We start from the raw sequence: 18,793 nt of genomic DNA on the forward strand, positions 1-18,793 counted from the left end.
TAAAGACTCAGGCGAATGATTCGGCATCGTTGATGCCGTCGATCGCAGGTAAGAAGATCCTCATGGGCTTCTGGCACAACTGGCCGGCAGGCCCCAGTGACGGCTACCAGCAGGGGCAGTTCGCCAACCTCGACCTGGTGGATGTGCCCAGGGAATACAACGTGGTGGCGGTAGCCTTTATGAAGGGCAATGGCATTCCCACCTTCAAGCCCTACAACCTGTCGGACGAGGAGTTCCGGCGTCAGGTTGGCGTGCTCAACAGCCAGGGGCGGGCGGTGTTGATTTCCCTTGGCGGTGCGGACGCTCATATCGAGTTGCACAAGGGCAACGAGCAAGCGCTGGCCCACGAAATCATCCGTCTGGTGGAAACCTATGGTTTCGACGGGCTGGACATCGACCTCGAGCAAAGCGCCATCGATTTTGCCGACAACAAGATCGTGCTGCCGGCGGCGCTCAAACTGGTGAAGGATCACTACGCAGGCGAGGGCAAGCACTTCATCATCAGCATGGCGCCGGAGTTTCCCTACCTCGCCACCGGCGGCAAATACGTCGGTTATATCCAGGCGCTGGATGGCTACTACGATTTCATCGCGCCGCAATACTACAACCAGGGCGGCGACGGTCTGTGGGTCCAGGAAGCCAACGGCGGACAGGGTGCCTGGATTGCCCAGAACAACGACGCGCTGAAGGAAGACTTTCTGTTTTATCTGACCGAGAGCCTGGTCACCGGTACGCGTGGCTATATCGCCATCCCTGCCGACAAGTTCGTGATCGGTCTGCCGGCCAACGTCGACGCGGCAGCGACCGGGTATGTCATCGATCCTGCGGCGGTGAGCAATGCCTTCAAGCGTCTGGATCGTGCCGGATTGTCGATCAAGGGCCTGATGACCTGGTCGGTCAATTGGGATGACGGCCTCAACAAGTACGGCGTCCGTTACAACTGGGAGTTCCGTGATCGTTATGCGCCGCTGATCCATGGCGGCAGCGGCGAGGAGCGACCTTCGGCGCCGGGCAACCTGTTTTCTCCCGCGCAGACAGAGAACAGCGTGACCTTGAGCTGGAGTGCTGCCCACGGTGTTCGTCCGATCGAGTTCTACACCCTGTTTCGCGATGGCAAGCCGGTGGCCCAGACGGCCTCGCTGACCTTGAAGGACGAGGGGCTGAAAACCGATACGCTGTACAGCTACTTTGTCAGCGCCACGGACGCCCAGGGTAATCAGTCGCTGCCCAGTACCAGTCTGAACATCAAGACCGCTGGCGGGGTGCCTGACCCGCAATACCCGGAATGGCAGTTGAATCATCACTATCGCAAAGATGATGGTGTGACTTATCAGGGCAATCTGTATCTGTGCTTTCAAGAGCACACCTCGAATGCCGGCTGGACTCCGGATGTCGCCTTCACCCTTTGGGCCAAGGTGGCGGTTCAGCGTCGTGCGTGAGCGCGGCTAGGAGCAGTACAGAGGCGCCCCGATGACGGGCGCCTTTTTTATTGGGTGTCGGGCAAGGCAAAGCTGCGGGTTATGGGCTAATACTCACAGGCCGTTTTTTGTCATCCGTCAATGGAGAGTGGAGCGATGCTCATGCACTGGTTTCTCGCAGCCGTACACCTGTTGGCCTTTGCTGTCGCCTTTGCGGCGGTGCTCAATCGCGGTACAGCGTTGCGCCGCGTGGTCACCGAAGGGGCGGATGTGCGCCGGGCTCTGCTGGCCGACAATGGCTGGGGGCTGGCCGCCGCGGTGTTGTTGATCACCGGCTTGCTGCGCGCCTTCGCTGGCTACGAAAAAGGCACGGACTACTACCTGCACCAGCCGCTGTTTCACATCAAGATGACCTTGTTCGTCATCATCCTGTTGCTCGAAATATGGCCAATGGTTGCGCTGATCAAATGGCGAATCGCCCTGGGGCGCGGGGCGTCGATCGATACCGGTCGCGCCACGCTGTTTGCGCGCATCAGCCACCTGCAGGCGCTGCTGATTGTGCTGATAGTAGTGGCGGCCAGTGGCATGGCGCGTGGGGTCATGCTCGGCCAGTCATGAGGTGAGGAGTCGCGTGTCCTCGGGCTCGCTGCGGGCTGTTGCGCGTCATCGAGCACCGCGCGCTCTAGCAGAGTTGGCTGAAAGCCTTGCTGATGGTGGCCCGGTTGGTTTTGAACTCGGCCTGCTGCACGGGAATGATGCCGAACTCGTCGCTGACGATAGCCAGCACGCGGTGCAGGTAGTCGACGTTGGCCTCGGAGCGGAAGGTGAATATTCCGCGTTTGACTTCGTAGAGCCCCTCCGTCGAGCAGGCGGCAATGGTCCGCATCGCATTCAGGTCGTTGGTGATCAGAAGGTAAGCGAACTCTTGCATATGACCGCTCCTTGTTCGTAAAGCATCTGCCGATGGCAAGGGGGGGAGCCTCGGCGGGTTCGCGGAGGCGGTAGGTCTTGAAATTACTCCTCCTGCTCATTGCCACGCTACTGAGTATTTATACAAAAACGAGGAAGGGCTTTCTCCCGGCCGAGTCGTATCGACAGATTGCCGGGATGGAGCGCTATCAGTGAAGGGCTTGGGTAGTGCACTTTTGCCAGGGCTGGCGCTGGCGGCCTGAACTGCGCCGCTGCCATATGAAGAGGGGGGAGGATGCTGCGGGGAATCAATCAACGATGACGCTGCGCCAGCCATTGTGATGAGACAAAGGGCTGGCCGCTCATGGCGCTCAAGGTGTTTCGCGTTTGTCCGGGGCGGTGAGGCCGGCTTGGATCCGTTGGTAGATTTCTTCGCGATGGACTGCGACGTCTTTCGGGGCATTGATGCCGATCCGGACTTGCTGGCCGCTAACGCCCAGAATGGTGATCGTGATGTCGTCACCGATATTTATGCTTTCACCGACCTTGCGGGTGAGTATCAGCATGATCTTCTCCTTGATTGCTTAGTAGTAGGGCACCTGATTCAGACAGTGCAGATGTCGGTAGTAGTGCGTATAGATTACTGCGAAGTACCACTGTGTGGGTGCCTCTTTCTGACGCGCAGACGCTGTATTAATTCCCGAGGTGCAACTATACAGAGGCGATAAATATCATTCTCCTTGTTTTGCGCTGATTTTGTGGCGTTTGTGCAGGGGATTGGGGTGCTAAAATCGCCGCCTCAGACTTTCAAGGGGTAGGTTGTGCGCACAGTAGCGATGATGATGGCGGTCCTGGCATTGGCGGGATGCGGTGAAGGCAAGCATGCCGAGGTGGACAAGAAGGTGGCACCGGTTGTCCAGACGCAGCCGCCGCAGGCCGCCACGACGCCGCAATGGGATGTGCTGGTCGCCGGCACCCTGCCTCAGGCGACGAGCGATCTGGCCGGCTGGCTGATCGAACACGGGATCATTTCCTATGTCGTCGTCGAAGATGGCAAGGATCGGGTGCTGATCGGCCCGTTCGATTCCCAGGCCGAAGCCGAAGCCAAGAAAGCCGAGCTGGTCGAGAAGCTGACCAAGGCCAAGAAGCGCAATATCGAGCCGCAGGTGATTGAGCACCGCGTCGCGCAATAAGCCGTTCTTTTGGGTGCCGGGTCAAGGCCAGTCTTGCCGGCGCTCAATCATCTTGAGGGGGCTGTCCATGCCCCGGACGTTTATCGGCAACCCGGACGGATATCAGCCGCAGGCCTTCAGGTTGACCGGGCCGACGAACTCATTGCCACGCCCCATCACGCAAGCCACGCTCTGATTGCGCTGGCGCTCCCAGGGTTGTACCGGATAGGTCTTGTTCCAGGCTTCGTACAACTGGCGATCCTGTTTCGACAGGCGCAGGTTGTACTGCTTGCTCATATAGAAGTAGGTCCGGGCGATCATGCCGCGAATGGATGGGCGCGGCATGACCTTCTTGGCCTTGAAGTCGACCTGCGTCAGGCACGAACCGTACTGGCCGGACCGCGCCGGCAGCCAGCCGAAGCTGAAGTTGTTACGGTCGCCATTGACCTCGCCGATGCTCGGTACCAGGTTGTGCAGGTCGGCTTCGGCGCGTTGATAAATCGGGTCGTGGCGCGTGCAGTTCTTGCGTCCGCCTTGCTGCCAGCATTGACGCTGATGGCCGATCTGCCAGGCGGGAACGATGTGCTCCCATTCGATGCGCGCGGCGCGATTGGCGTTCTTGCGGGGGACATAGCCGCAGGCGGCGAGGTTGACCCGATTGCCGCTGTACTTGCAGCCACAGTAGAACTCGGTGGATTGCGGGGCGTATAGCTTCCAGGCGATTTTCTTCGCTTCGTTGAAGGTACGGGGCGCATCGGCGTGGGCATTCAGGGCAACGCAAAACAGCAGTACAGCAAAACAGCGGGCAATCATCGACTCAGTCTTCCTTCGGCACAACCCAGAAAATCTGCACACCGCCGTCATCGCGATAGGCGAGGGTGACGTTGTCGTTTTCGGCGATTTCTTCGAGCAGGCGCTCCCACTCGTCGACCGCTTCGTCGGGCTGACGGAAGATCAGGGCGGCCTTGGCTTTTTGTGCATTGGGCGAATTGATGATTTTCTGAACGCGCAAACCGAGGCGTTCATAAGAGCTTGGTGGTGCTGTGGTGGGCACGGAACATTCCTTATTAAGCTGTATGCGCGTACAGTATTTTACTGTAGGAAATTTCGCAACCGCTTAAAATTCAAGAGGTTCTTCTGACAGCGATATCCGCGGATTGCTGCAAAACGATTGAGTTTTTTATCTGCGGGATAAAGAAGAGGGCAGGCCAACCGGGGCGGAGCACTCGCCCAGGGCGGGCGAGTGTGGGGTAGAGCGGTGCCCGACCAGAACAGGTCGGGCGGGCCAATCAGTATTCCCAGAACATCCGCTGCAGTTCCTTGCTGTCCTGGGTCTTGGTCAGAGCGACCATGGCCAGGATGCGGGCTTTCTGCGGGTTCAGGTCGTTGGCCACGACCCAGTCGTATTTGTCGTCAGGCTGTTCCGCGTTGCGCAGTACGAAGCCGCCGGCATTGACGTGGGACGAACGAATGATCTGTACGCCATTCTTGCGCAGCTCCTGTAGGGCCGGCACTACGCGGGAAGACACCGAGCCATTGCCGGTACCGGCGTGGATGATGGCTTTGGCGCCGGACTGGGCCAGGGCCTTGTAGGCGGTGTCGCTGACGTTGCCATAGCCATAGGCGATTTCGACGTCAGGCAGGCTCTTGATGGTCTTGATGTCGAATTCCGAATCCAGGGTGTGACGCTTGGCCGGTAGGCGGAACCAGTAGGATTTACCTTCCACCACCATGCCCAGTGGGCCCCATGGGCTCTTGAAGGCTTCGGTCTTGATATTGATCATTTTGCTGACGTCGCGACCCGACTGGATCTCGTCGTTCATGGTGACCAGCACGCCCTTGCCATGGGCTTCCTTGCTGCCGGCGACGGCGACGGCGTTGTACAGGTTGAGCATGCCGTCGGCGGACATGGCGGTGCCCGGACGCATGGATCCGACCACTACGATGGGCTTGTCGGTCTTTTCCACCAGGTTCAGGAAGTAAGCGGTTTCTTCCAGGGTGTCGGTGCCGTGGGTGATGACGATGCCATCGACGTCTTTGCTGTCGGCCAGTTCGGCGACGCGACGGCCCAGTTGCAGCAGGTTTTCGTTGGTGATGCTTTCAGAGGCGATCTGCATGACCTGTTCGCCACGCACATTGGCGACCTGGCTCAGCTCGGGGATCCCGGCGATCAACTGCTCGATGCCGACTTTGGCGGCCTGGTAGGTGGCGCTGTTGGCGGCACTGGCGCCAGCGCCGGCAATGGTGCCGCCGGTAGCGAGCACGACCACGTTGGCCAGCTTCTGTTTGGTTTCGACTTCCTTGGCCTGCAATGCAGTCGGAAGGAGCAAGAGGAGGGCCAAAGCGCCCGGAACAAGGGTGTTGAAAGCAGATTTCATTATTTTCTCTCTAGTAGTGAGACGGTGCTGGTGCAGGTTCATCTAGATACACCCGAGACAGATCTGAATGCCGCGGGCGAAAGGGAACAGCAGGATCTGTACCAGCCGGACTGTGGTCGCAAAACTCTTTTAACTTAATGATTTATATCAACTTATTTTTAGTTATCGGATTCGATGGCCGTTTCGTTGTCCGGTTTTCCGAATGCTCGGAAGATTTACGTTCGGTTGTCCGACAGTTCTGATTTTCATGAGGAAAAAGCTGAATTAAAGAGATGGTCCTTGCAGCCGATGCCCTTCAAGGATCGTTTCTTTATGGAGCTCACATGTCTATTTCTGTCGGTTTTCCCGCTGCCGGGGCCATCACTATCAACGGTAAATCACCGGCCACTATCGAGGCTCTGAGCCAGGGCGCCGCCGATAGCGCTGCGCAAGTCCTGGGGATCGATGAAGAGGGCAAGCTGCGAGTGGCGTCCGGTTCCGAGGCCGAGAAGGCCGAGACTCAAGACTCCGAAGGGGACAATCAAAGCCTGGTGGTGAAAATGCTGCTCAAGCGCATGAAAGAACTGCAGGCCCAATTGCAGGAGCAACAGCAGCAGTTGGCCGCTGCCCAGGCGGCGAGTTATCCGACCCCTGAAGCCAAGGCGACCATGGTGATGGCGATTCAAGGCCAGATCGCCGGTACCAACGGTGCGCTGCAGGAAGTGGCGGGGAAGCTGGTCAAGGAACTGAGTAAGGAGCTGAGCAAGGACGCTTCGTCAGGCGCACTGGTCAGTACCACCGCATGATTGTGTGATGTTGTGACGGGGCGGCTCATGGGGCTTGGCTTCCCCGTTGACAAATAGCGGCAGGGTTCGCATAGTTCGTTTTACGCAAACGTTTGCGCAGGCCCTGGGCGATAAAGGTCATACACCTCTCAGGTTCGCTTCAAGCCGCGTTAATCGGGGTCTGAAGATTGTCGAGCGTACTCCGGCGCAAGCGTTGCTCACAATAATCATAAGATCGGAGTGAACCCATGAAGCTGCCATTCGCTGGACGTCTTCTCGCTGTCGCTGTTCTGGCTGCCGCATCCGCTACGCTTCCCCTCTCTTCGGCATTCGCCGAGGCCCCGGAAAAACCCAAGGTCGCCCTGGTCATGAAATCCCTGGCCAACGAATTTTTCCTCACCATGGAAGACGGCGCCAAGGCTTATCAAAAAGACCATGCCGCCGATTTCGACCTGGTTTCCAACGGCATCAAGGATGAAACCGACACCGCCAACCAGATCCGTATCGTCGAGCAGATGATCGTTTCCAAGGTCAACGCGCTGGTGATCGCCCCGGCGGACTCCAAGGCCATGGTGCCGGTGATCAAGAAGGCGGTGGACGCCGGTATCACCGTGATCAACATCGACAACCAGCTGGATCCGGCCGTACTCAAAAGCAAAAACATCAGCGTGCCTTTTGTCGGCCCCGACAACCGCAAGGGCGCGCGCCTGGTGGGTGAGTACCTGGCCAAGGACCTGAAGGCCGGGGACGAAGTCGGCATCATCGAAGGCGTGTCGACCACCACCAACGCCCAGCAGCGCACCGCAGGCTTCAAGGATGCGATGGAGGCCGCGCAGATCAAGGTGGTCTCGCTGCAATCCGGCGACTGGGAAATCGATGCCGGCAACCGCGTCGCCGCCGCCATGCTCAGCGAATACCCGAACCTCAAGGCGCTGCTGGCCGGCAACGACAGCATGGCCGTCGGTGCCGTTTCGGCGGTGCGCGCGGCGGGCAAGGCCGGCAAGGTCAAGGTGGTCGGCTACGACAACATCAATGCCATCAAGCCGATGCTCAAGGACGGTCGCGTGCTGGCGACCGCCGATCAGTTCGCTGCCAAGCAGGCGGTCTTCGGTATCGAGACGGCGCTGAAGATCCTCAAGGGCGAGAAGGTGGACGGTGGCGCCAATGGCGTGATCGAAACTCCGGTTGAGCTGGTCACCCAGTAATCTTTCTGGCGGCGCAACGGCGCCCGCCTAAACAGGCGGGCGCATGGAGAGTTTCTTATGTCAGTTTCCGCTGTGAACGCTGTCCTTTCGGTCAGCGGTATCGGCAAGACCTATGCGCAACCGGTATTGACCGGCATCGACCTGACGCTGATGCGTGGGGAAGTGCTGGCGCTGACCGGGGAAAACGGCGCGGGCAAAAGCACCCTGTCGAAAATCATTGGTGGCCTGGTGACCCCGACCACCGGCGAGATGCGCTTCAACGGCCAGGCTTACCGTCCTGGCAGTCGCACCCAGGCCGAAGAGCTGGGCATCCGTATGGTCATGCAGGAACTCAACCTGTTGCCGACGCTGTCGGTGGCCGAGAACCTGTTCCTCGATAACCTGCCCAGCCTCGGCGGCTGGATCAGTCGCAAGCAGTTGCGCAAGGCGGCGATCGAAGCCATGGCCCAGGTCGGCCTGGAGGCCATCGACCCCGATACCCTGGTCGGCGAACTGGGGATTGGCCACCAGCAGATGGTGGAGATCGCGCGCAACCTGATCGGCGACTGCCATGTGCTGATCCTCGACGAGCCGACCGCGATGCTCACGGCTCGTGAAGTCGAGTTGCTCTTCGAACAGATCACTCGTCTACAGGCTCGTGGCGTGGCCATCATCTATATCTCCCATCGCCTGGAAGAGCTGGCCCGGGTCGCGCAGCGCATTGCGGTGCTGCGCGACGGTTGCCTGGTCTGTGTCGAGCCGATGGCCAATTACAACAGCGAGCAACTGGTCAACCTGATGGTAGGGCGCGAGCTGGGCGAACACATCGATCTCGGCCCGCGCAAGATTGGCGCGCCGGCCCTGACGGTCAGCAGCCTGAGTCGTTCCGACAAGGTTCTGGACGTGTCTTTCGAGGTGCGCAGCGGTGAGATCTTCGGTATTTCCGGGTTGATCGGGGCGGGGCGCACCGAACTGTTGCGACTGATCTTCGGCGCCGACAAGGCTGACAGCGGCACGGTGGCCCTGGGTTATCCGGCGCAGGTGGCGAATATCCGTTCGCCGGTCGATGCAGTGGCCCACGGCATTGCCCTGATCACCGAGGACCGCAAGGGTGAAGGTCTGCTGCTGACGCAATCCATCAGCGCCAATATCGCCCTGGGCAACATGCCGGAGATCTCCAGTGGCGGCCTGGTCAATGGTCGTGACGAATCGGCATTGGCGCAGCGGCAGATCGATGCCATGCGCATTCGCAGTTCGGGGCCAGCGCAGCTGGTGTCCGAACTGTCCGGGGGCAATCAGCAGAAGGTAGTCATCGGCCGCTGGCTGGAGCGCGATTGCGCGGTGCTGCTGTTCGACGAGCCGACCCGGGGCATCGATGTCGGCGCCAAGTTCGATATCTATGGCCTGTTTGGCGAACTGACCCGCCAGGGCAAGGCGCTGGTGGTGGTCTCCAGCGACCTGCGGGAGCTGATGCTGATCTGCGATCGCATTGGCGTGCTGTCCGCCGGGCGCCTGATCGATACCTTCGAGCGCGATAGCTGGACCCAGGATGAACTGCTTGCCGCCGCTTTCGCCGGCTATCAAAAACGTGATGCGTTGCTCAACGAAGCGGCGCCTAGGGACCTTCCATGACAACTGCATCTTCGGCCGGCAAACGTGGCGGCAACTATTACGGCCTCGGCACCTACCTGGGGCTGGCCGGTGCCTTGCTGGCAATGATTGCGCTGTTCTCGACACTGAGCAGCCACTTTCTTTCCTACGACACCTTCAGCACCCTGGCCAACCAGATCCCGGACCTGATGGTGCTGGCGGTAGGCATGACTTTTGTCCTGATCATCGGCGGCATCGATTTGTCTGTCGGCTCGGTGCTGGCCCTGGCGGCCTCCACCGTCAGCGTGGCGATTCTCGGCTGGGGCTGGAGCGTGGTTCCGGCGGCATTGCTGGGCATGGGCTGCGCGGCATTGGCCGGGACCATCACCGGTTCGATCACTGTCGCCTGGCGTATTCCTTCGTTCATCGTCTCCCTCGGTGTGCTGGAAATGGCCCGTGGCGTGGCTTACCAGATGACCGGCTCGCGCACCGCCTATATCGGTGATGCCTTCGCCTGGTTGTCGAACCCGATCGCCTTCGGCATCTCGCCATCGTTCATCATTGCCTTGCTGATCATCTTCATCGCCCAGGCAGTGCTGACGCGCACGGTGTTCGGCCGTTACCTGATCGGCATCGGCACCAACGAGGAGGCGGTGCGGCTGGCGGGCATCAACCCAAAACCCTACAAGATCCTGGTGTTCAGCCTGATGGGGCTGCTGGCGGGCATCGCCGCGCTGTTCCAGATTTCCCGCCTGGAGGCCGCGGACCCGAATGCCGGTTCCGGCCTGGAGCTACAAGTGATCGCGGCCGTGGTGATCGGCGGCACCAGCCTGATGGGCGGGCGCGGGTCGGTGATCAGCACCTTTTTCGGCGTATTGATTATCTCGGTGCTGGCCGCGGGGCTGGCGCAGATCGGCGCGACCGAGCCGACCAAACGCATCATCACCGGCGCGGTCATCGTGATTGCGGTGGTACTGGATACTTATCGCAGCCAACGCGCAAGCCGGCGGAGCTGAGTCATGGCAACGATCAAAGATGTGGCGGCGCTCGCAGGGATTTCCTACACCACGGTTTCCCACGTGCTGAACAAGACGCGTCCGGTCAGCGAGGAAGTGCGGATCAAGGTTGAGGCGGCGATCCAGCAGCTCGACTACGTGCCCAGCGCCGTGGCGCGCTCGCTGAAGGCCAAGACCACGGCGACCATCGGCCTGTTGGTGCCCAACAGCCTCAACCCGTATTTCGCCGAGCTGGCCCGAGGGATCGAGGATTATTGCGAGCGCAACGGCTACTGCGTGATTCTCTGTAACTCCGACGACGACCCGGAAAAACAGCGCAGCTACCTACGGGTGCTATTGGAAAAACGCATCGACGGCCTGATCGTGACCTCGGCCGGTGGCGACGGCGGGCTGGCCAAGGGCCTGGCCGCCGTGCGCACGCCGATGGTGATCGTCGACCGCGGGCTGGAAGGGGTGGATGCGGACCTGGTGCGTATCGACCACGAATACGGTGCGTATCTGGCGACCCGTCATCTGCTCGAGTTGGGCCATCGCGATATCGCCTGCATCGGCGGCCCGGACTACACCAGCGTGGCGCAATTGCGTCTGGCGGGGTTTCAGCGGGCGTTGCGCGAAGCCGGCGTGGAGGTGCCTGCGCAGCGCATCCTGCAGAGCGACTTCACCAGTACCGGCGGTTATCACGCGGCGGCCCAGCTGTTGGAGCGCAACCGGCCCAGCGCGATCTTCGCCGGCAACGACATGATGGGCATCGGTGTGCTGCGTGCGGCGGCGGAGCGCAATATCCGGGTGCCGAGCGAACTGTCGGTGATCGGCTTCGACGATATCCAGATGAGTCGTTATGTGTATCCGGCGCTGACTACAGTTGGCCAGTCGATCCTGCAACTGGGCGAGCAGGCGGCGGAGCTGTTGCTGCGCCGCATTGCCACCCCTGGATTGCCGACCGATCAGCGTATCGTCACCCCAAGCATTGTCCTGCGCGAGTCGACGGCGCCCGTGGCCGGCGCATTCGCCGAGTACCGTTGAATCGAATTGTGAGTATCGATGTATGCCAGCAAAAGTAGTGGTAGTAGGCAGCCTCAATATGGACCTGGTCACCCGGGCCGAGCGGCTGCCGCGTGCCGGTGAAACCCTGATCGGCCAGTCGTTCGCCACGGTTTCCGGTGGCAAGGGGGCGAACCAGGCGGTGGCGGCGGCCCGCCTGGGTGCCCAGGTGTCGATGATCGGTTGCGTCGGTGATGATGCCTACGGCGAGCAATTGCGCTCGGCGTTGCTCACCGAACGGATCGATTGCCAGGCCGTCACCGCTGTCGCCGGCTCCAGTGGGGTGGCCTTGATCGTGGTGGACGACAGCAGTCAGAACGCGATCGTGATCGTGGCCGGTGGCAATGGTCGGCTCACGCCAGAAGTGGTCAGCGGCTTCGACAAGGTGCTGCAGGCGGCCGATGTAATCATCTGCCAGCTCGAAGTGCCGCTGCCCACGGTGGGGCATAGCCTCAAGCGCGGCCGTGAACTGGGCAAGACCGTGATCCTCAACCCTGCACCGGCCAGTGGCCCGTTGCCGGTGGACTGGTACGCGTCCATCGACTATCTGATTCCCAACGAAAGCGAGGCCGCGGCCCTCAGCGGCTTGCCGGTGGATTCCCTGGCGAGCGCCGAAGCCGCGGCCGCCCGCTTGATCGCCGCCGGGGCCGGCAAGGTCATCATCACGCTCGGCGCCCAAGGCTCGCTGTTCGGCAATGGCACGAGCTTCGAGCATTTCCCGGCGCCCAAGGTCAAGGCGGTCGACACCACGGCCGCCGGCGATACCTTTGTCGGTGGTTTTGCCGCCGCGCTGGCCGCCGGCAAGAGCGAGGCCGAGGCGATTCGTTTCGGTCAGGTCGCGGCAGCGCTGTCGGTGACCCGCCCAGGTGCGCAACCTTCCATTCCCACGTTGTCCGACGTACAGGCGTTCTCTCCCGCATGAAAAAAACACCCTTGCTCAATGTCGCCCTGTCGCGACTGATTGCCTCCCTGGGGCACGGCGATATCGTGGTTATCGGCGATGCCGGCCTGCCTGTACCGCCGGGCGTCGAATTGATCGACCTGGCCTTGACCCAGGGTATTCCGGATTTTCTCAGCACCTTGCAGGTGGTGCTTTGCGAGATGCAGGTGGAAGGCCATGTGCTGGCGCAGGAGATCCTGGATCGACAATCCCCGACCCTGCAAGCGCTCGAGGCGTTGAGTGCCGAGGGGGCGCTGGGCGCGCGCAAGCTGTTGAGCCACGATGAGTTCAAGGTGCTCAGCCGCCAGGCGCGGGCAATCGTTCGCACGGGGGAGTGTCAGCCTTATTGCAACATCGCTTTGATTGCCGGGGTGACGTTCTGAGCGTTGCTTCCCTCTGTTCAACCACGCAAAGGAGTGCGCCATGCACCGCTATGCTCAGCTACTGAAACACCTGATCCGGAGTGTTCTGCTCGTGTCCCTGTTCACTGCTACCAGCGCCCATGCGGCAGAAAAAATCGATCTGATCATCGATACCGATCCGGGTGCCGATGATGTGGTTGCGTTGCTGTTCGCCCTGGCGTCGCCGGAAGAACTGCAGATCCGCGCGCTGACCACGGTGGCCGGTAACGTGCGCCTGGACAAGACCTCGCGCAATGCGCGCCTGGCCCGTGAGTGGGCGGGGCGCGAAGAGGTGCCGGTGTACGCCGGCGCACCTAAGCCGCTGCTGCGCACGCCGATCTATGCCGAGAATATTCACGGCAAGGAAGGCATTTCCGGGGTCACGGTGCATGAGCCGAAAAAGGGCCTGGCCGAGGGCAGTGCGATCAATTACCTGATCGACACCCTGCGCGCCGCCAAGCCCCACAGCATCACCATCGCCATGCTGGGGCCGCAGACCAACCTGGCGCTGGCGCTGATCCAGGCACCGGATATCACTCAAGGCATCAAGGAAGTGGTGGTCATGGGCGGGGCGCATTTCAACGGCGGAAATATCACCCCGGTGGCGGAGTTCAATCTGTTCGCCGACCCGCAGGCCGCCGAGGTGGTGCTCAAGAGCGGCGTGAAGCTGACTTACCTGCCGCTGGACGTCACCCACAAGGTGCTGACCAGCGATGCGCGCCTGCAGAAAATCGCGGCCTTGAACAACAATGCCAGCAAGGTGGTGGGCGATATCCTCAACGAATACGTCAAGGGTGACATGGAGCACTACGGCATCCCGGGTGGCCCGGTACATGACGCGACCGTCGTTGCCTACCTGCTCAAGCCCGAACTGTTCAGCGGGCGCCAGGCCAACATGGTGATCGACAGCCGTGAGGGGCCGACCTTCGGCCAGACCATCGTCGATTGGTACGACGGCCTGAAGCAGGAGAAGAACGTGTTCTGGGTGGAGAATGGCGATGCCCAGGGTTTCTTCGATCTGCTGACCGAGCGTCTGGCTCGCCTGAAATAAGTGATATCCCCGGCAGGTGCCAGCCTGTCGGGCGTTACGCCTTCTCTGTATCCGGCGTGCCCGAGTGCTCGCCGGGATACTTCTCGAATATCTGCTCGATGAATGTCTGGGCCGCTTCGGTGCCCAGCTCCCTGATCAGTAAATCGATGCCGATGATCGCCAGCTCTTCGGGGCTGCCGGGGCTGTAGGAGCAGTGGCCTTCGGGCCATTTGGCTTTGATGTCGGCGTCGATCGTCACGGTGGCCATGGAAGTCTCGCAAGCTCGGAAAGGATAGGGCCGGACAGGCGCTTGTCGAGGGCTTCCGGTTTTGTAGAGTTAAACACCTTGGCGGGCTTTTCGCACTCCGACTTAGGCATGAGGGGAGGGCTGTGCGACACTTGGTCATTGTCTGTTTTCAAAGGGTGCCAGTGTGCAGATCGATTTGAACAACCCTGATGCCTTGACCTTCGAGGCGGTGCGCCAGTTGCTGGCGTCGGCCAGTGACGATGTGCATACCCAGTTGCGAGTGACCAAGGCGGGCATTGCCTATATCTCGTCGGGCGTGGTCGGTGGCGCGAACATCGACGGCCTGCTGTTCAGGCTGGAGACCTGGGCCGCCGGTTCCGGTTATGTCGGGCGGGTAGCGGCCAGCGATGAGGTCTGGGTGACGCAGATTTTTAACGCGTTGAAACAGAACTGGCCGAAGCCACCATTCGATTACATCGATATTTACTGAGGCTGTTCATATCCGGTCACGATTGCTGCATGAAAACGTGGCCGTACCTGATGCAGACTTGCCCGCTGCCTGGCCAAGAGGCCATTGGCCAGTCCGTTTGTGAAACCAATAGTCAGAGCGGTTGTCGCACTATCTCTGCTTATTTTTGAAAAGGAGGCTTCATGCCTTGGAAGCTCGCGTCATTCGGTACCTTGTTGGCTGCAGTCGTTTTGACGGGGTGCAGCACTTCTTCGCCGGATAAGGGTCCGGTAGCGACCGAGAGCGGCCATAGCCGCTGTGAGGCTAAGGCGGCGGAATTCGCCATCGGCAAAAAAGCTTCGCCTGAGCTGCTGGAACAGGCGCGTACTCGCGCAGGTGCGCAGAACGCCCGTATTCTCAAGCCGAACGACATGATCACCCTGGAATACCGTTCCGATCGGCTGAACCTAAACACCGATACCAATCTGGTGGTCACCCGGGTCAACTGCGGCTGATCGCGTCAGCGCTTTTGCACCTTGCATAAAAAACCCCGTCACATGGACGGGGTTTTTTTAGCTCGCTGAGAAATTACTCAGGACGAACTTGTGCAGCTTGCATACCCTTTTGGCCTTTCTCAGCCACGAAGGAAACGGTCTGGCCTTCTTTCAGGCTTTTGAAACCGTCGCTTTCAATAGCTTTGAAGTGTACGAACAGGTCGTCACCGCCACCTTGAGGAGTGATGAAGCCGAAGCCTTTTTCATCGTTGAACCATTTTACGGTGCCGGTTTGGCGATTAGACATGGTGTATCTCCAAGAAACATATATTTTCAGTAGTACTGTGCTGCTCAGGCCAACTGGGCACACCGGGCTATCATAGTCGAAATGTTCGACTTGGGAGCCCCCCGGACGTGCCGATTCCCAGGTGGTTGAGTCCGTTTTGTTGCTCCGATCGGCTGAAGGCCCCGGTTTAAGGGGCTTTCGCTGAAAATATTCGGTGATAAAAAAAGCCGTAAAAGCTGCGTAAATTGTGAAAAAAGGCCGGTTTTCAGATCGCATCGAGCCTGAAGCAGGACCGTCTCTCGCGCATTAAAGACTTATTTCACCACCCGGCAAGCGGCAATAGCGTCCAGGGCCTTGGTTCTCAGCGCCGGATCCGGTTGAGTCTGCTTGCTCATGAGCTGTTTGATTTCGTCTGTAGTGAATTTCTCATTGAGCTTGTCCGCACCACAGGCGCAGTGCTTTTCTGCACTTTTCACATCAACGCTCTGGCTGGCGGCAGCCGTGCAATCCTTCATGTATTCGGCACGTACCCCGGCTGGCCAGGCGGCCTGCGCGCTCAGTGGCAGCAGCAGGGCGAAAGGGGCGGCAAGGGCGAATAGTTGGGTGAGGCGCATGAGTCGAGCTCTCCTGGGATTGGTACAAGAATGGCGATTCTCGGTGTATTTGAGGCCTTGCGTACACACCAAGTTCACTTTCTCGAAAGAAAGCGCGGATACGCTGGTCCCGGTGGGAAGTACGGCGCGATGACCGTTCATCTGTGCTAGCATGCCCGGCTTGGGTGTTTTCAGGCTCTGGGCGAGTTTCAAGCCCACCGCGGTCTATGCCTCTATTTTTCTGATTTGAACTCCAGTCACTCTGGTTCGTTTTACCGGTTGGCCGCAAGGCTCCTGCCACTGTGAGGCAGGCGTTCGTCACGAACGGCCTGGACCGAGCCGCGTACTGGCTCATCCCAACCCACGTGACCTTTGGTAGGGGTCACCACTAGGAGAGGAGGCGCCATGCCCACTATTACTCTTCCCGACGGCAGTCAACGTTCATTCGATCATCCGGTTTCCGTAGCCGAGGTCGCCGCATCCATTGGTGCAGGTCTGGCCAAGGCCACCGTGGCCGGCAAGGTCAATGGCAAACTGGTCGACGCCTGCGATCTGATCGACAGCGACGCGACCCTGCAAATCATCACGCCAAAGGATGAAGAGGGGCTGGAGATCATTCGCCACTCTTGCGCTCATCTGGTTGGCCACGCGGTCAAACAGCTGTATCCGACAGCGAAGATGGTTATCGGTCCGGTGATCGATGAAGGCTTCTATTACGATATCGCCTACGAGCGTCCTTTCACTCCGGACGACCTGGCGGCCATCGAGCAGCGCATGCAGCAGCTGATCGAGAAGGATTACGACGTCATCAAGAAGGTCACTCCGCGCGCCGAAGTGATCGAAGTGTTCAAGGCTCGCGGCGAAGACTACAAGCTGCGCCTGGTCGAGGACATGCCGAACGAACAGGCCATGGGCCTGTACTACCACGAAGAATACGTCGACATGTGCCGTGGTCCTCACGTGCCGAATACTCGCTTCCTCAAATCCTTCAAACTGACCAAGCTGTCCGGTGCCTACTGGCGCGGCGATGCCAAGAACGAGCAACTGCAGCGCGTTTATGGCACTGCCTGGGCGGACAAGAAGCAGCTGGCGGCTTATATCCAGCGTATTGAAGAAGCCGAGAAGCGCGACCATCGCAAGATCGGCAAGCGTTTGGGCCTGTTCCATACCCAGGAAGAAGCGCCGGGCATGGTGTTCTGGCATCCGAACGGCTGGACCTTGTACCAAGTGCTCGAGCAGTACATGCGCAAGGTGCAGCGCGACAATGGCTACCTGGAGATCAAGACTCCGCAGGTGGTCGATCGCAGCCTGTGGGAGAAGTCTGGGCACTGGGCCAACTACGCCGAAAACATGTTCACCACCGAGTCAGAAAGCCGCGACTATGCCATCAAGCCGATGAACTGCCCGTGCCACGTGCAGGTATTCAATCAGGGCCTGAAGAGCTACCGCGAGCTGCCGATGCGTCTGGCCGAGTTCGGTGCCTGCCACCGTAACGAGCCGTCCGGTGCATTGCACGGCATCATGCGTGTGCGTGCCTTCACCCAGGACGATGCGCATATCTTCTGCACCGAAGAGCAGATGCAGGCTGAATCCGCCGCGTTCATCAAGCTGACCATGGATGTCTATGCCGACTTCGGCTTCAAGGACATCGAAATGAAGCTTTCCACCCGCCCTGAAAAGCGTGTGGGTTCCGACGAGCTGTGGGACCGCGCTGAAAATGCCTTGGCTGCCGCGCTTGATAGCGCCGGGCTGCCGTATGACCTGCAACCGGGCGAAGGGGCGTTCTACGGTCCGAAAATCGAGTTCTCGCTGAAAGACTGCCTGGGTCGTGTCTGGCAGTGTGGTACCTTGCAGCTCGATTTCAACCTGCCGATCCGTCTGGGTGCCGAATACGTTTCCGAAGATAACAGCCGTAAACATCCGGTGATGTTGCACCGGGCGATCCTCGGCTCCTTCGAGCGTTTCGTCGGGATTCTGATCGAGCATTACGAAGGGGCATTCCCTGCGTGGCTGGCTCCGACCCAGGCCGTAGTGATGAATATCACTGATAAACAGGCAGATTTTGCCCTCGAAGTGGAAAAAACCCTCAACCAAAGCGGATTTCGTGCCAAGTCCGACTTGAGAAATGAAAAGATCGGCTTTAAAATCCGCGAGCATACTTTGCTCAAGGTTCCCTATCTCTTGGTTATTGGAGATCGGGAAGTCGAGACGCAGACTGTCGCTGTGCGTACCCGTGAAGGTGCTGACCTGGGCTCGATGCCCGTCGCTCAATTCTCGGAGTTCCTTGCACAAGCGGTTTCCCGGCGTGGTCGCCCAGATTCGGAGTAATTATTATTAAGCGTGAAATGAGACAAGATAAACGAGCTGCACCGAAAGCCCCGATCAACGAGAATATCTCGGCACGCGAGGTTCGGTTAATTGGCGCTGACGGCGAGCAGATTGGCATCGTCTCGATTGATGAAGCGCTTCGTATTGCTGAAGAAGCCAAGCTTGATCTGGTGGAAATCTCCGCCGACGCAGTCCCACCGGTTTGCCGTGTGATGGACTACGGCAAGTCGATCTTCGAGAAGAAGAAGCAGATTGCCGCGGCGAAGAAGAACCAGAAGCAGATTCAGGTAAAAGAAATCAAGTTTCGTCCAGGGACGGAGGAAGGGGATTACCAGGTAAAACTGCGCAACCTGGTACGTTTCCTGAGTGACGGGGACAGGGCCAAGGTATCCTTGCGATTCCGCGGCCGTGAGATGGCCCACCAGGAGCTGGGGATGGAACTCCTCAAGCGGGTTGAAGCTGACCTGCAAGAGTACGGTTCGGTCGAACAGCATCCTAAGATGGAAGGACGCCAGCTGATCATGGTCATCGCCCCGAAAAAGAAGAAGTAATCA

At 59.6% G+C, this 18,793-nt stretch carries 23 protein-coding genes; 15 read left to right on the forward strand and 8 right to left on the reverse strand.

Annotated elements, in window-relative coordinates:
* Window positions 1-32: 32 nt before the first annotated feature.
* On the forward strand, window positions 33-1,439 hold the full coding sequence (locus J4E58_RS01885; RefSeq protein WP_219734950.1) for a carbohydrate-binding protein: 1,407 nt from the start codon (window positions 33-35) through the stop codon (window positions 1,437-1,439).
* Between the two features lie 135 nt (window positions 1,440-1,574).
* Window positions 1,575-2,036 (forward strand): DUF2214 family protein, encoded by a 462-nt coding sequence (locus J4E58_RS01890; RefSeq protein WP_087088506.1) that lies wholly within the window; start codon window positions 1,575-1,577, stop codon window positions 2,034-2,036.
* A 64-nt stretch (window positions 2,037-2,100) separates the two neighbouring features.
* Here the strand turns inward: J4E58_RS01890 and J4E58_RS01895 are convergent, their stop codons facing one another.
* On the reverse strand, window positions 2,101-2,349 hold the full coding sequence (locus tag J4E58_RS01895; RefSeq protein ID WP_007920551.1) for a hypothetical protein: 249 nt from the start codon (window positions 2,347-2,349) through the stop codon (window positions 2,101-2,103).
* Window positions 2,350-2,698: 349 nt separating this feature from the next.
* A complete protein-coding gene (gene csrA, locus J4E58_RS01900) occupies window positions 2,699-2,893 on the reverse strand; it encodes a carbon storage regulator CsrA (RefSeq protein ID WP_007920550.1) in 195 nt (64 codons plus the stop codon).
* A gap of 270 nt (window positions 2,894-3,163) precedes the next feature.
* Between csrA and J4E58_RS01905 the strand changes: the two genes are divergently transcribed.
* Window positions 3,164-3,520: an SPOR domain-containing protein gene (locus J4E58_RS01905; protein WP_087088504.1), complete on the forward strand. Its 357-nt coding sequence runs from the start codon at window positions 3,164-3,166 to the stop codon at window positions 3,518-3,520.
* 102 nt (window positions 3,521-3,622) lie between these two features.
* Here J4E58_RS01905 and J4E58_RS01910 read toward each other — a convergent pair whose 3' ends face one another.
* The 3 genes from J4E58_RS01910 to J4E58_RS01920 form a co-directional block, all read right to left on the reverse strand.
* The gene (locus J4E58_RS01910; protein WP_007920548.1) at window positions 3,623-4,312 is read right to left on the reverse strand and encodes an endonuclease; all 690 of its coding nucleotides are present in this window, start codon (window positions 4,310-4,312) and stop codon (window positions 3,623-3,625) included.
* A gap of 4 nt (window positions 4,313-4,316) precedes the next feature.
* The gene (locus tag J4E58_RS01915) at window positions 4,317-4,553 is read right to left on the reverse strand and encodes a DUF1654 domain-containing protein (RefSeq protein WP_087088501.1); all 237 of its coding nucleotides are present in this window, start codon (window positions 4,551-4,553) and stop codon (window positions 4,317-4,319) included.
* 235 nt (window positions 4,554-4,788) lie between these two features.
* The gene (locus J4E58_RS01920) at window positions 4,789-5,877 is read right to left on the reverse strand and encodes an asparaginase (RefSeq protein WP_007920539.1); all 1,089 of its coding nucleotides are present in this window, start codon (window positions 5,875-5,877) and stop codon (window positions 4,789-4,791) included.
* A gap of 323 nt (window positions 5,878-6,200) precedes the next feature.
* On the opposite strand from J4E58_RS01920, the gene J4E58_RS01925 reads away from it, so the two are divergent.
* The 8 genes from J4E58_RS01925 to J4E58_RS01960 all read left to right on the forward strand — a co-directional run bounded on the left by J4E58_RS01925 (window position 6,201) and on the right by J4E58_RS01960 (window position 13,864).
* Window positions 6,201-6,662, forward strand: a complete 462-nt coding sequence (locus J4E58_RS01925; RefSeq protein WP_087088499.1) for a hypothetical protein — start codon at window positions 6,201-6,203, stop codon at window positions 6,660-6,662.
* Window positions 6,663-6,889: 227 nt separating this feature from the next.
* Window positions 6,890-7,846, forward strand: coding sequence for a sugar ABC transporter substrate-binding protein (locus tag J4E58_RS01930; RefSeq protein WP_087088497.1), 957 nt, complete (start codon window positions 6,890-6,892; stop codon window positions 7,844-7,846).
* Window positions 7,847-7,903: 57 nt separating this feature from the next.
* Entirely contained in the window at window positions 7,904-9,457 is a 1,554-nt protein-coding gene (locus tag J4E58_RS01935; protein WP_087088495.1) for a sugar ABC transporter ATP-binding protein, read from the forward strand.
* A complete protein-coding gene (locus tag J4E58_RS01940; protein WP_053278214.1) occupies window positions 9,454-10,431 on the forward strand; it encodes an ABC transporter permease in 978 nt (325 codons plus the stop codon). The genes J4E58_RS01935 and J4E58_RS01940 overlap by 4 nt, the downstream gene beginning before the upstream one ends.
* A gap of 3 nt (window positions 10,432-10,434) precedes the next feature.
* Window positions 10,435-11,454 (forward strand): LacI family DNA-binding transcriptional regulator, encoded by a 1,020-nt coding sequence (locus tag J4E58_RS01945; RefSeq protein ID WP_007920529.1) that lies wholly within the window; start codon window positions 10,435-10,437, stop codon window positions 11,452-11,454.
* A gap of 22 nt (window positions 11,455-11,476) precedes the next feature.
* The gene (gene rbsK, locus J4E58_RS01950; RefSeq protein WP_087088493.1) at window positions 11,477-12,394 is read left to right on the forward strand and encodes a ribokinase; all 918 of its coding nucleotides are present in this window, start codon (window positions 11,477-11,479) and stop codon (window positions 12,392-12,394) included.
* On the forward strand, window positions 12,391-12,795 hold the full coding sequence (gene rbsD / locus J4E58_RS01955) for a D-ribose pyranase (RefSeq protein WP_009043056.1): 405 nt from the start codon (window positions 12,391-12,393) through the stop codon (window positions 12,793-12,795). The genes rbsK and rbsD overlap by 4 nt, the downstream gene beginning before the upstream one ends.
* 40 nt (window positions 12,796-12,835) lie before the next feature.
* The gene (locus J4E58_RS01960) at window positions 12,836-13,864 is read left to right on the forward strand and encodes a nucleoside hydrolase (RefSeq protein ID WP_007920524.1); all 1,029 of its coding nucleotides are present in this window, start codon (window positions 12,836-12,838) and stop codon (window positions 13,862-13,864) included.
* A gap of 34 nt (window positions 13,865-13,898) precedes the next feature.
* Here J4E58_RS01960 and J4E58_RS01965 read toward each other — a convergent pair whose 3' ends face one another.
* Window positions 13,899-14,111: a hypothetical protein gene (locus tag J4E58_RS01965; protein ID WP_007920523.1), complete on the reverse strand. Its 213-nt coding sequence runs from the start codon at window positions 14,109-14,111 to the stop codon at window positions 13,899-13,901.
* Between the two features lie 163 nt (window positions 14,112-14,274).
* Here J4E58_RS01965 and J4E58_RS01970 point away from each other — a divergent pair, with 163 nt between their 5' ends.
* Both J4E58_RS01970 and J4E58_RS01975 read left to right on the forward strand, forming a co-directional pair.
* Window positions 14,275-14,580 carry a hypothetical protein gene (locus J4E58_RS01970; RefSeq protein WP_087088491.1) on the forward strand — a complete coding sequence of 102 codons (306 nt, stop codon included), beginning with the start codon at window positions 14,275-14,277 and terminating at the stop codon, window positions 14,578-14,580.
* Between the two features lie 161 nt (window positions 14,581-14,741).
* The gene (locus tag J4E58_RS01975; RefSeq protein WP_087088489.1) at window positions 14,742-15,053 is read left to right on the forward strand and encodes an I78 family peptidase inhibitor; all 312 of its coding nucleotides are present in this window, start codon (window positions 14,742-14,744) and stop codon (window positions 15,051-15,053) included.
* Window positions 15,054-15,126: 73 nt separating this feature from the next.
* On the opposite strand, the gene J4E58_RS01980 is transcribed toward J4E58_RS01975, so the two are convergent.
* On the reverse strand, window positions 15,127-15,339 hold the full coding sequence (locus J4E58_RS01980) for a cold-shock protein (RefSeq protein ID WP_003179963.1): 213 nt from the start codon (window positions 15,337-15,339) through the stop codon (window positions 15,127-15,129).
* 293 nt (window positions 15,340-15,632) lie between these two features.
* Window positions 15,633-15,932 (reverse strand): hypothetical protein, encoded by a 300-nt coding sequence (locus J4E58_RS01985; RefSeq protein ID WP_009043058.1) that lies wholly within the window; start codon window positions 15,930-15,932, stop codon window positions 15,633-15,635.
* A gap of 384 nt (window positions 15,933-16,316) precedes the next feature.
* Between J4E58_RS01985 and thrS the strand changes: the two genes are divergently transcribed.
* Both thrS and infC read left to right on the forward strand, forming a co-directional pair.
* Complete coding sequence (gene thrS / locus J4E58_RS01990; protein WP_009043059.1) at window positions 16,317-18,239, forward strand: threonine--tRNA ligase; 1,923 nt, start codon at window positions 16,317-16,319, stop codon at window positions 18,237-18,239.
* Complete coding sequence (gene infC / locus J4E58_RS01995; protein ID WP_169914426.1) at window positions 18,239-18,790, forward strand: translation initiation factor IF-3; 552 nt, start codon at window positions 18,239-18,241, stop codon at window positions 18,788-18,790. Before thrS ends, infC begins: the two co-directional genes overlap by 1 nt.
* Window positions 18,791-18,793 lie beyond the last annotated feature (3 nt).

It is taken from the genome of Pseudomonas sp. FW305-25 (genome assembly GCF_017351415.1).
GTDB classification, from domain to species: Bacteria; Pseudomonadota; Gammaproteobacteria; order Pseudomonadales; family Pseudomonadaceae; genus Aquipseudomonas; species Aquipseudomonas chlororaphis.

What these genes read in the sequence shown, in the direction of transcription:
- J4E58_RS01905 (WP_087088504.1), top strand. Translation starts at nt 3,164, where the DNA reads ATGATGATGGCGGTCCTGGCATTGGCGGGATGCGGTGAAGGCAAGCAT.
- J4E58_RS01945 (WP_007920529.1), top strand. Translation starts at nt 10,435, where the DNA reads ATGGCAACGATCAAAGATGTGGCGGCGCTCGCAGGGATTTCCTACACC.
- J4E58_RS01985 (WP_009043058.1), bottom strand. Translation starts at nt 15,932, where the DNA reads ATGCGCCTCACCCAACTATTCGCCCTTGCCGCCCCTTTCGCCCTGCTG.
- J4E58_RS01965 (WP_007920523.1), bottom strand. Translation starts at nt 14,111, where the DNA reads ATGGCCACCGTGACGATCGACGCCGACATCAAAGCCAAATGGCCCGAA.
- J4E58_RS01980 (WP_003179963.1), bottom strand. Translation starts at nt 15,339, where the DNA reads ATGTCTAATCGCCAAACCGGCACCGTAAAATGGTTCAACGATGAAAAA.
- thrS (WP_009043059.1), top strand. Translation starts at nt 16,317, where the DNA reads ATGCCCACTATTACTCTTCCCGACGGCAGTCAACGTTCATTCGATCAT.
- rbsK (WP_087088493.1), top strand. Translation starts at nt 11,477, where the DNA reads ATGCCAGCAAAAGTAGTGGTAGTAGGCAGCCTCAATATGGACCTGGTC.
- J4E58_RS01975 (WP_087088489.1), top strand. Translation starts at nt 14,742, where the DNA reads ATGCCTTGGAAGCTCGCGTCATTCGGTACCTTGTTGGCTGCAGTCGTT.
- J4E58_RS01940 (WP_053278214.1), top strand. Translation starts at nt 9,454, where the DNA reads ATGACAACTGCATCTTCGGCCGGCAAACGTGGCGGCAACTATTACGGC.
- csrA (WP_007920550.1), bottom strand. Translation starts at nt 2,893, where the DNA reads ATGCTGATACTCACCCGCAAGGTCGGTGAAAGCATAAATATCGGTGAC.
- J4E58_RS01935 (WP_087088495.1), top strand. Translation starts at nt 7,904, where the DNA reads ATGTCAGTTTCCGCTGTGAACGCTGTCCTTTCGGTCAGCGGTATCGGC.
- J4E58_RS01895 (WP_007920551.1), bottom strand. Translation starts at nt 2,349, where the DNA reads ATGCAAGAGTTCGCTTACCTTCTGATCACCAACGACCTGAATGCGATG.
- J4E58_RS01890 (WP_087088506.1), top strand. Translation starts at nt 1,575, where the DNA reads ATGCTCATGCACTGGTTTCTCGCAGCCGTACACCTGTTGGCCTTTGCT.
- J4E58_RS01925 (WP_087088499.1), top strand. Translation starts at nt 6,201, where the DNA reads ATGTCTATTTCTGTCGGTTTTCCCGCTGCCGGGGCCATCACTATCAAC.
- J4E58_RS01920 (WP_007920539.1), bottom strand. Translation starts at nt 5,877, where the DNA reads ATGAAATCTGCTTTCAACACCCTTGTTCCGGGCGCTTTGGCCCTCCTC.
- J4E58_RS01960 (WP_007920524.1), top strand. Translation starts at nt 12,836, where the DNA reads ATGCACCGCTATGCTCAGCTACTGAAACACCTGATCCGGAGTGTTCTG.
- J4E58_RS01885 (WP_219734950.1), top strand. Translation starts at nt 33, where the DNA reads ATGCCGTCGATCGCAGGTAAGAAGATCCTCATGGGCTTCTGGCACAAC.
- rbsD (WP_009043056.1), top strand. Translation starts at nt 12,391, where the DNA reads ATGAAAAAAACACCCTTGCTCAATGTCGCCCTGTCGCGACTGATTGCC.
- J4E58_RS01930 (WP_087088497.1), top strand. Translation starts at nt 6,890, where the DNA reads ATGAAGCTGCCATTCGCTGGACGTCTTCTCGCTGTCGCTGTTCTGGCT.
- J4E58_RS01910 (WP_007920548.1), bottom strand. Translation starts at nt 4,312, where the DNA reads ATGATTGCCCGCTGTTTTGCTGTACTGCTGTTTTGCGTTGCCCTGAAT.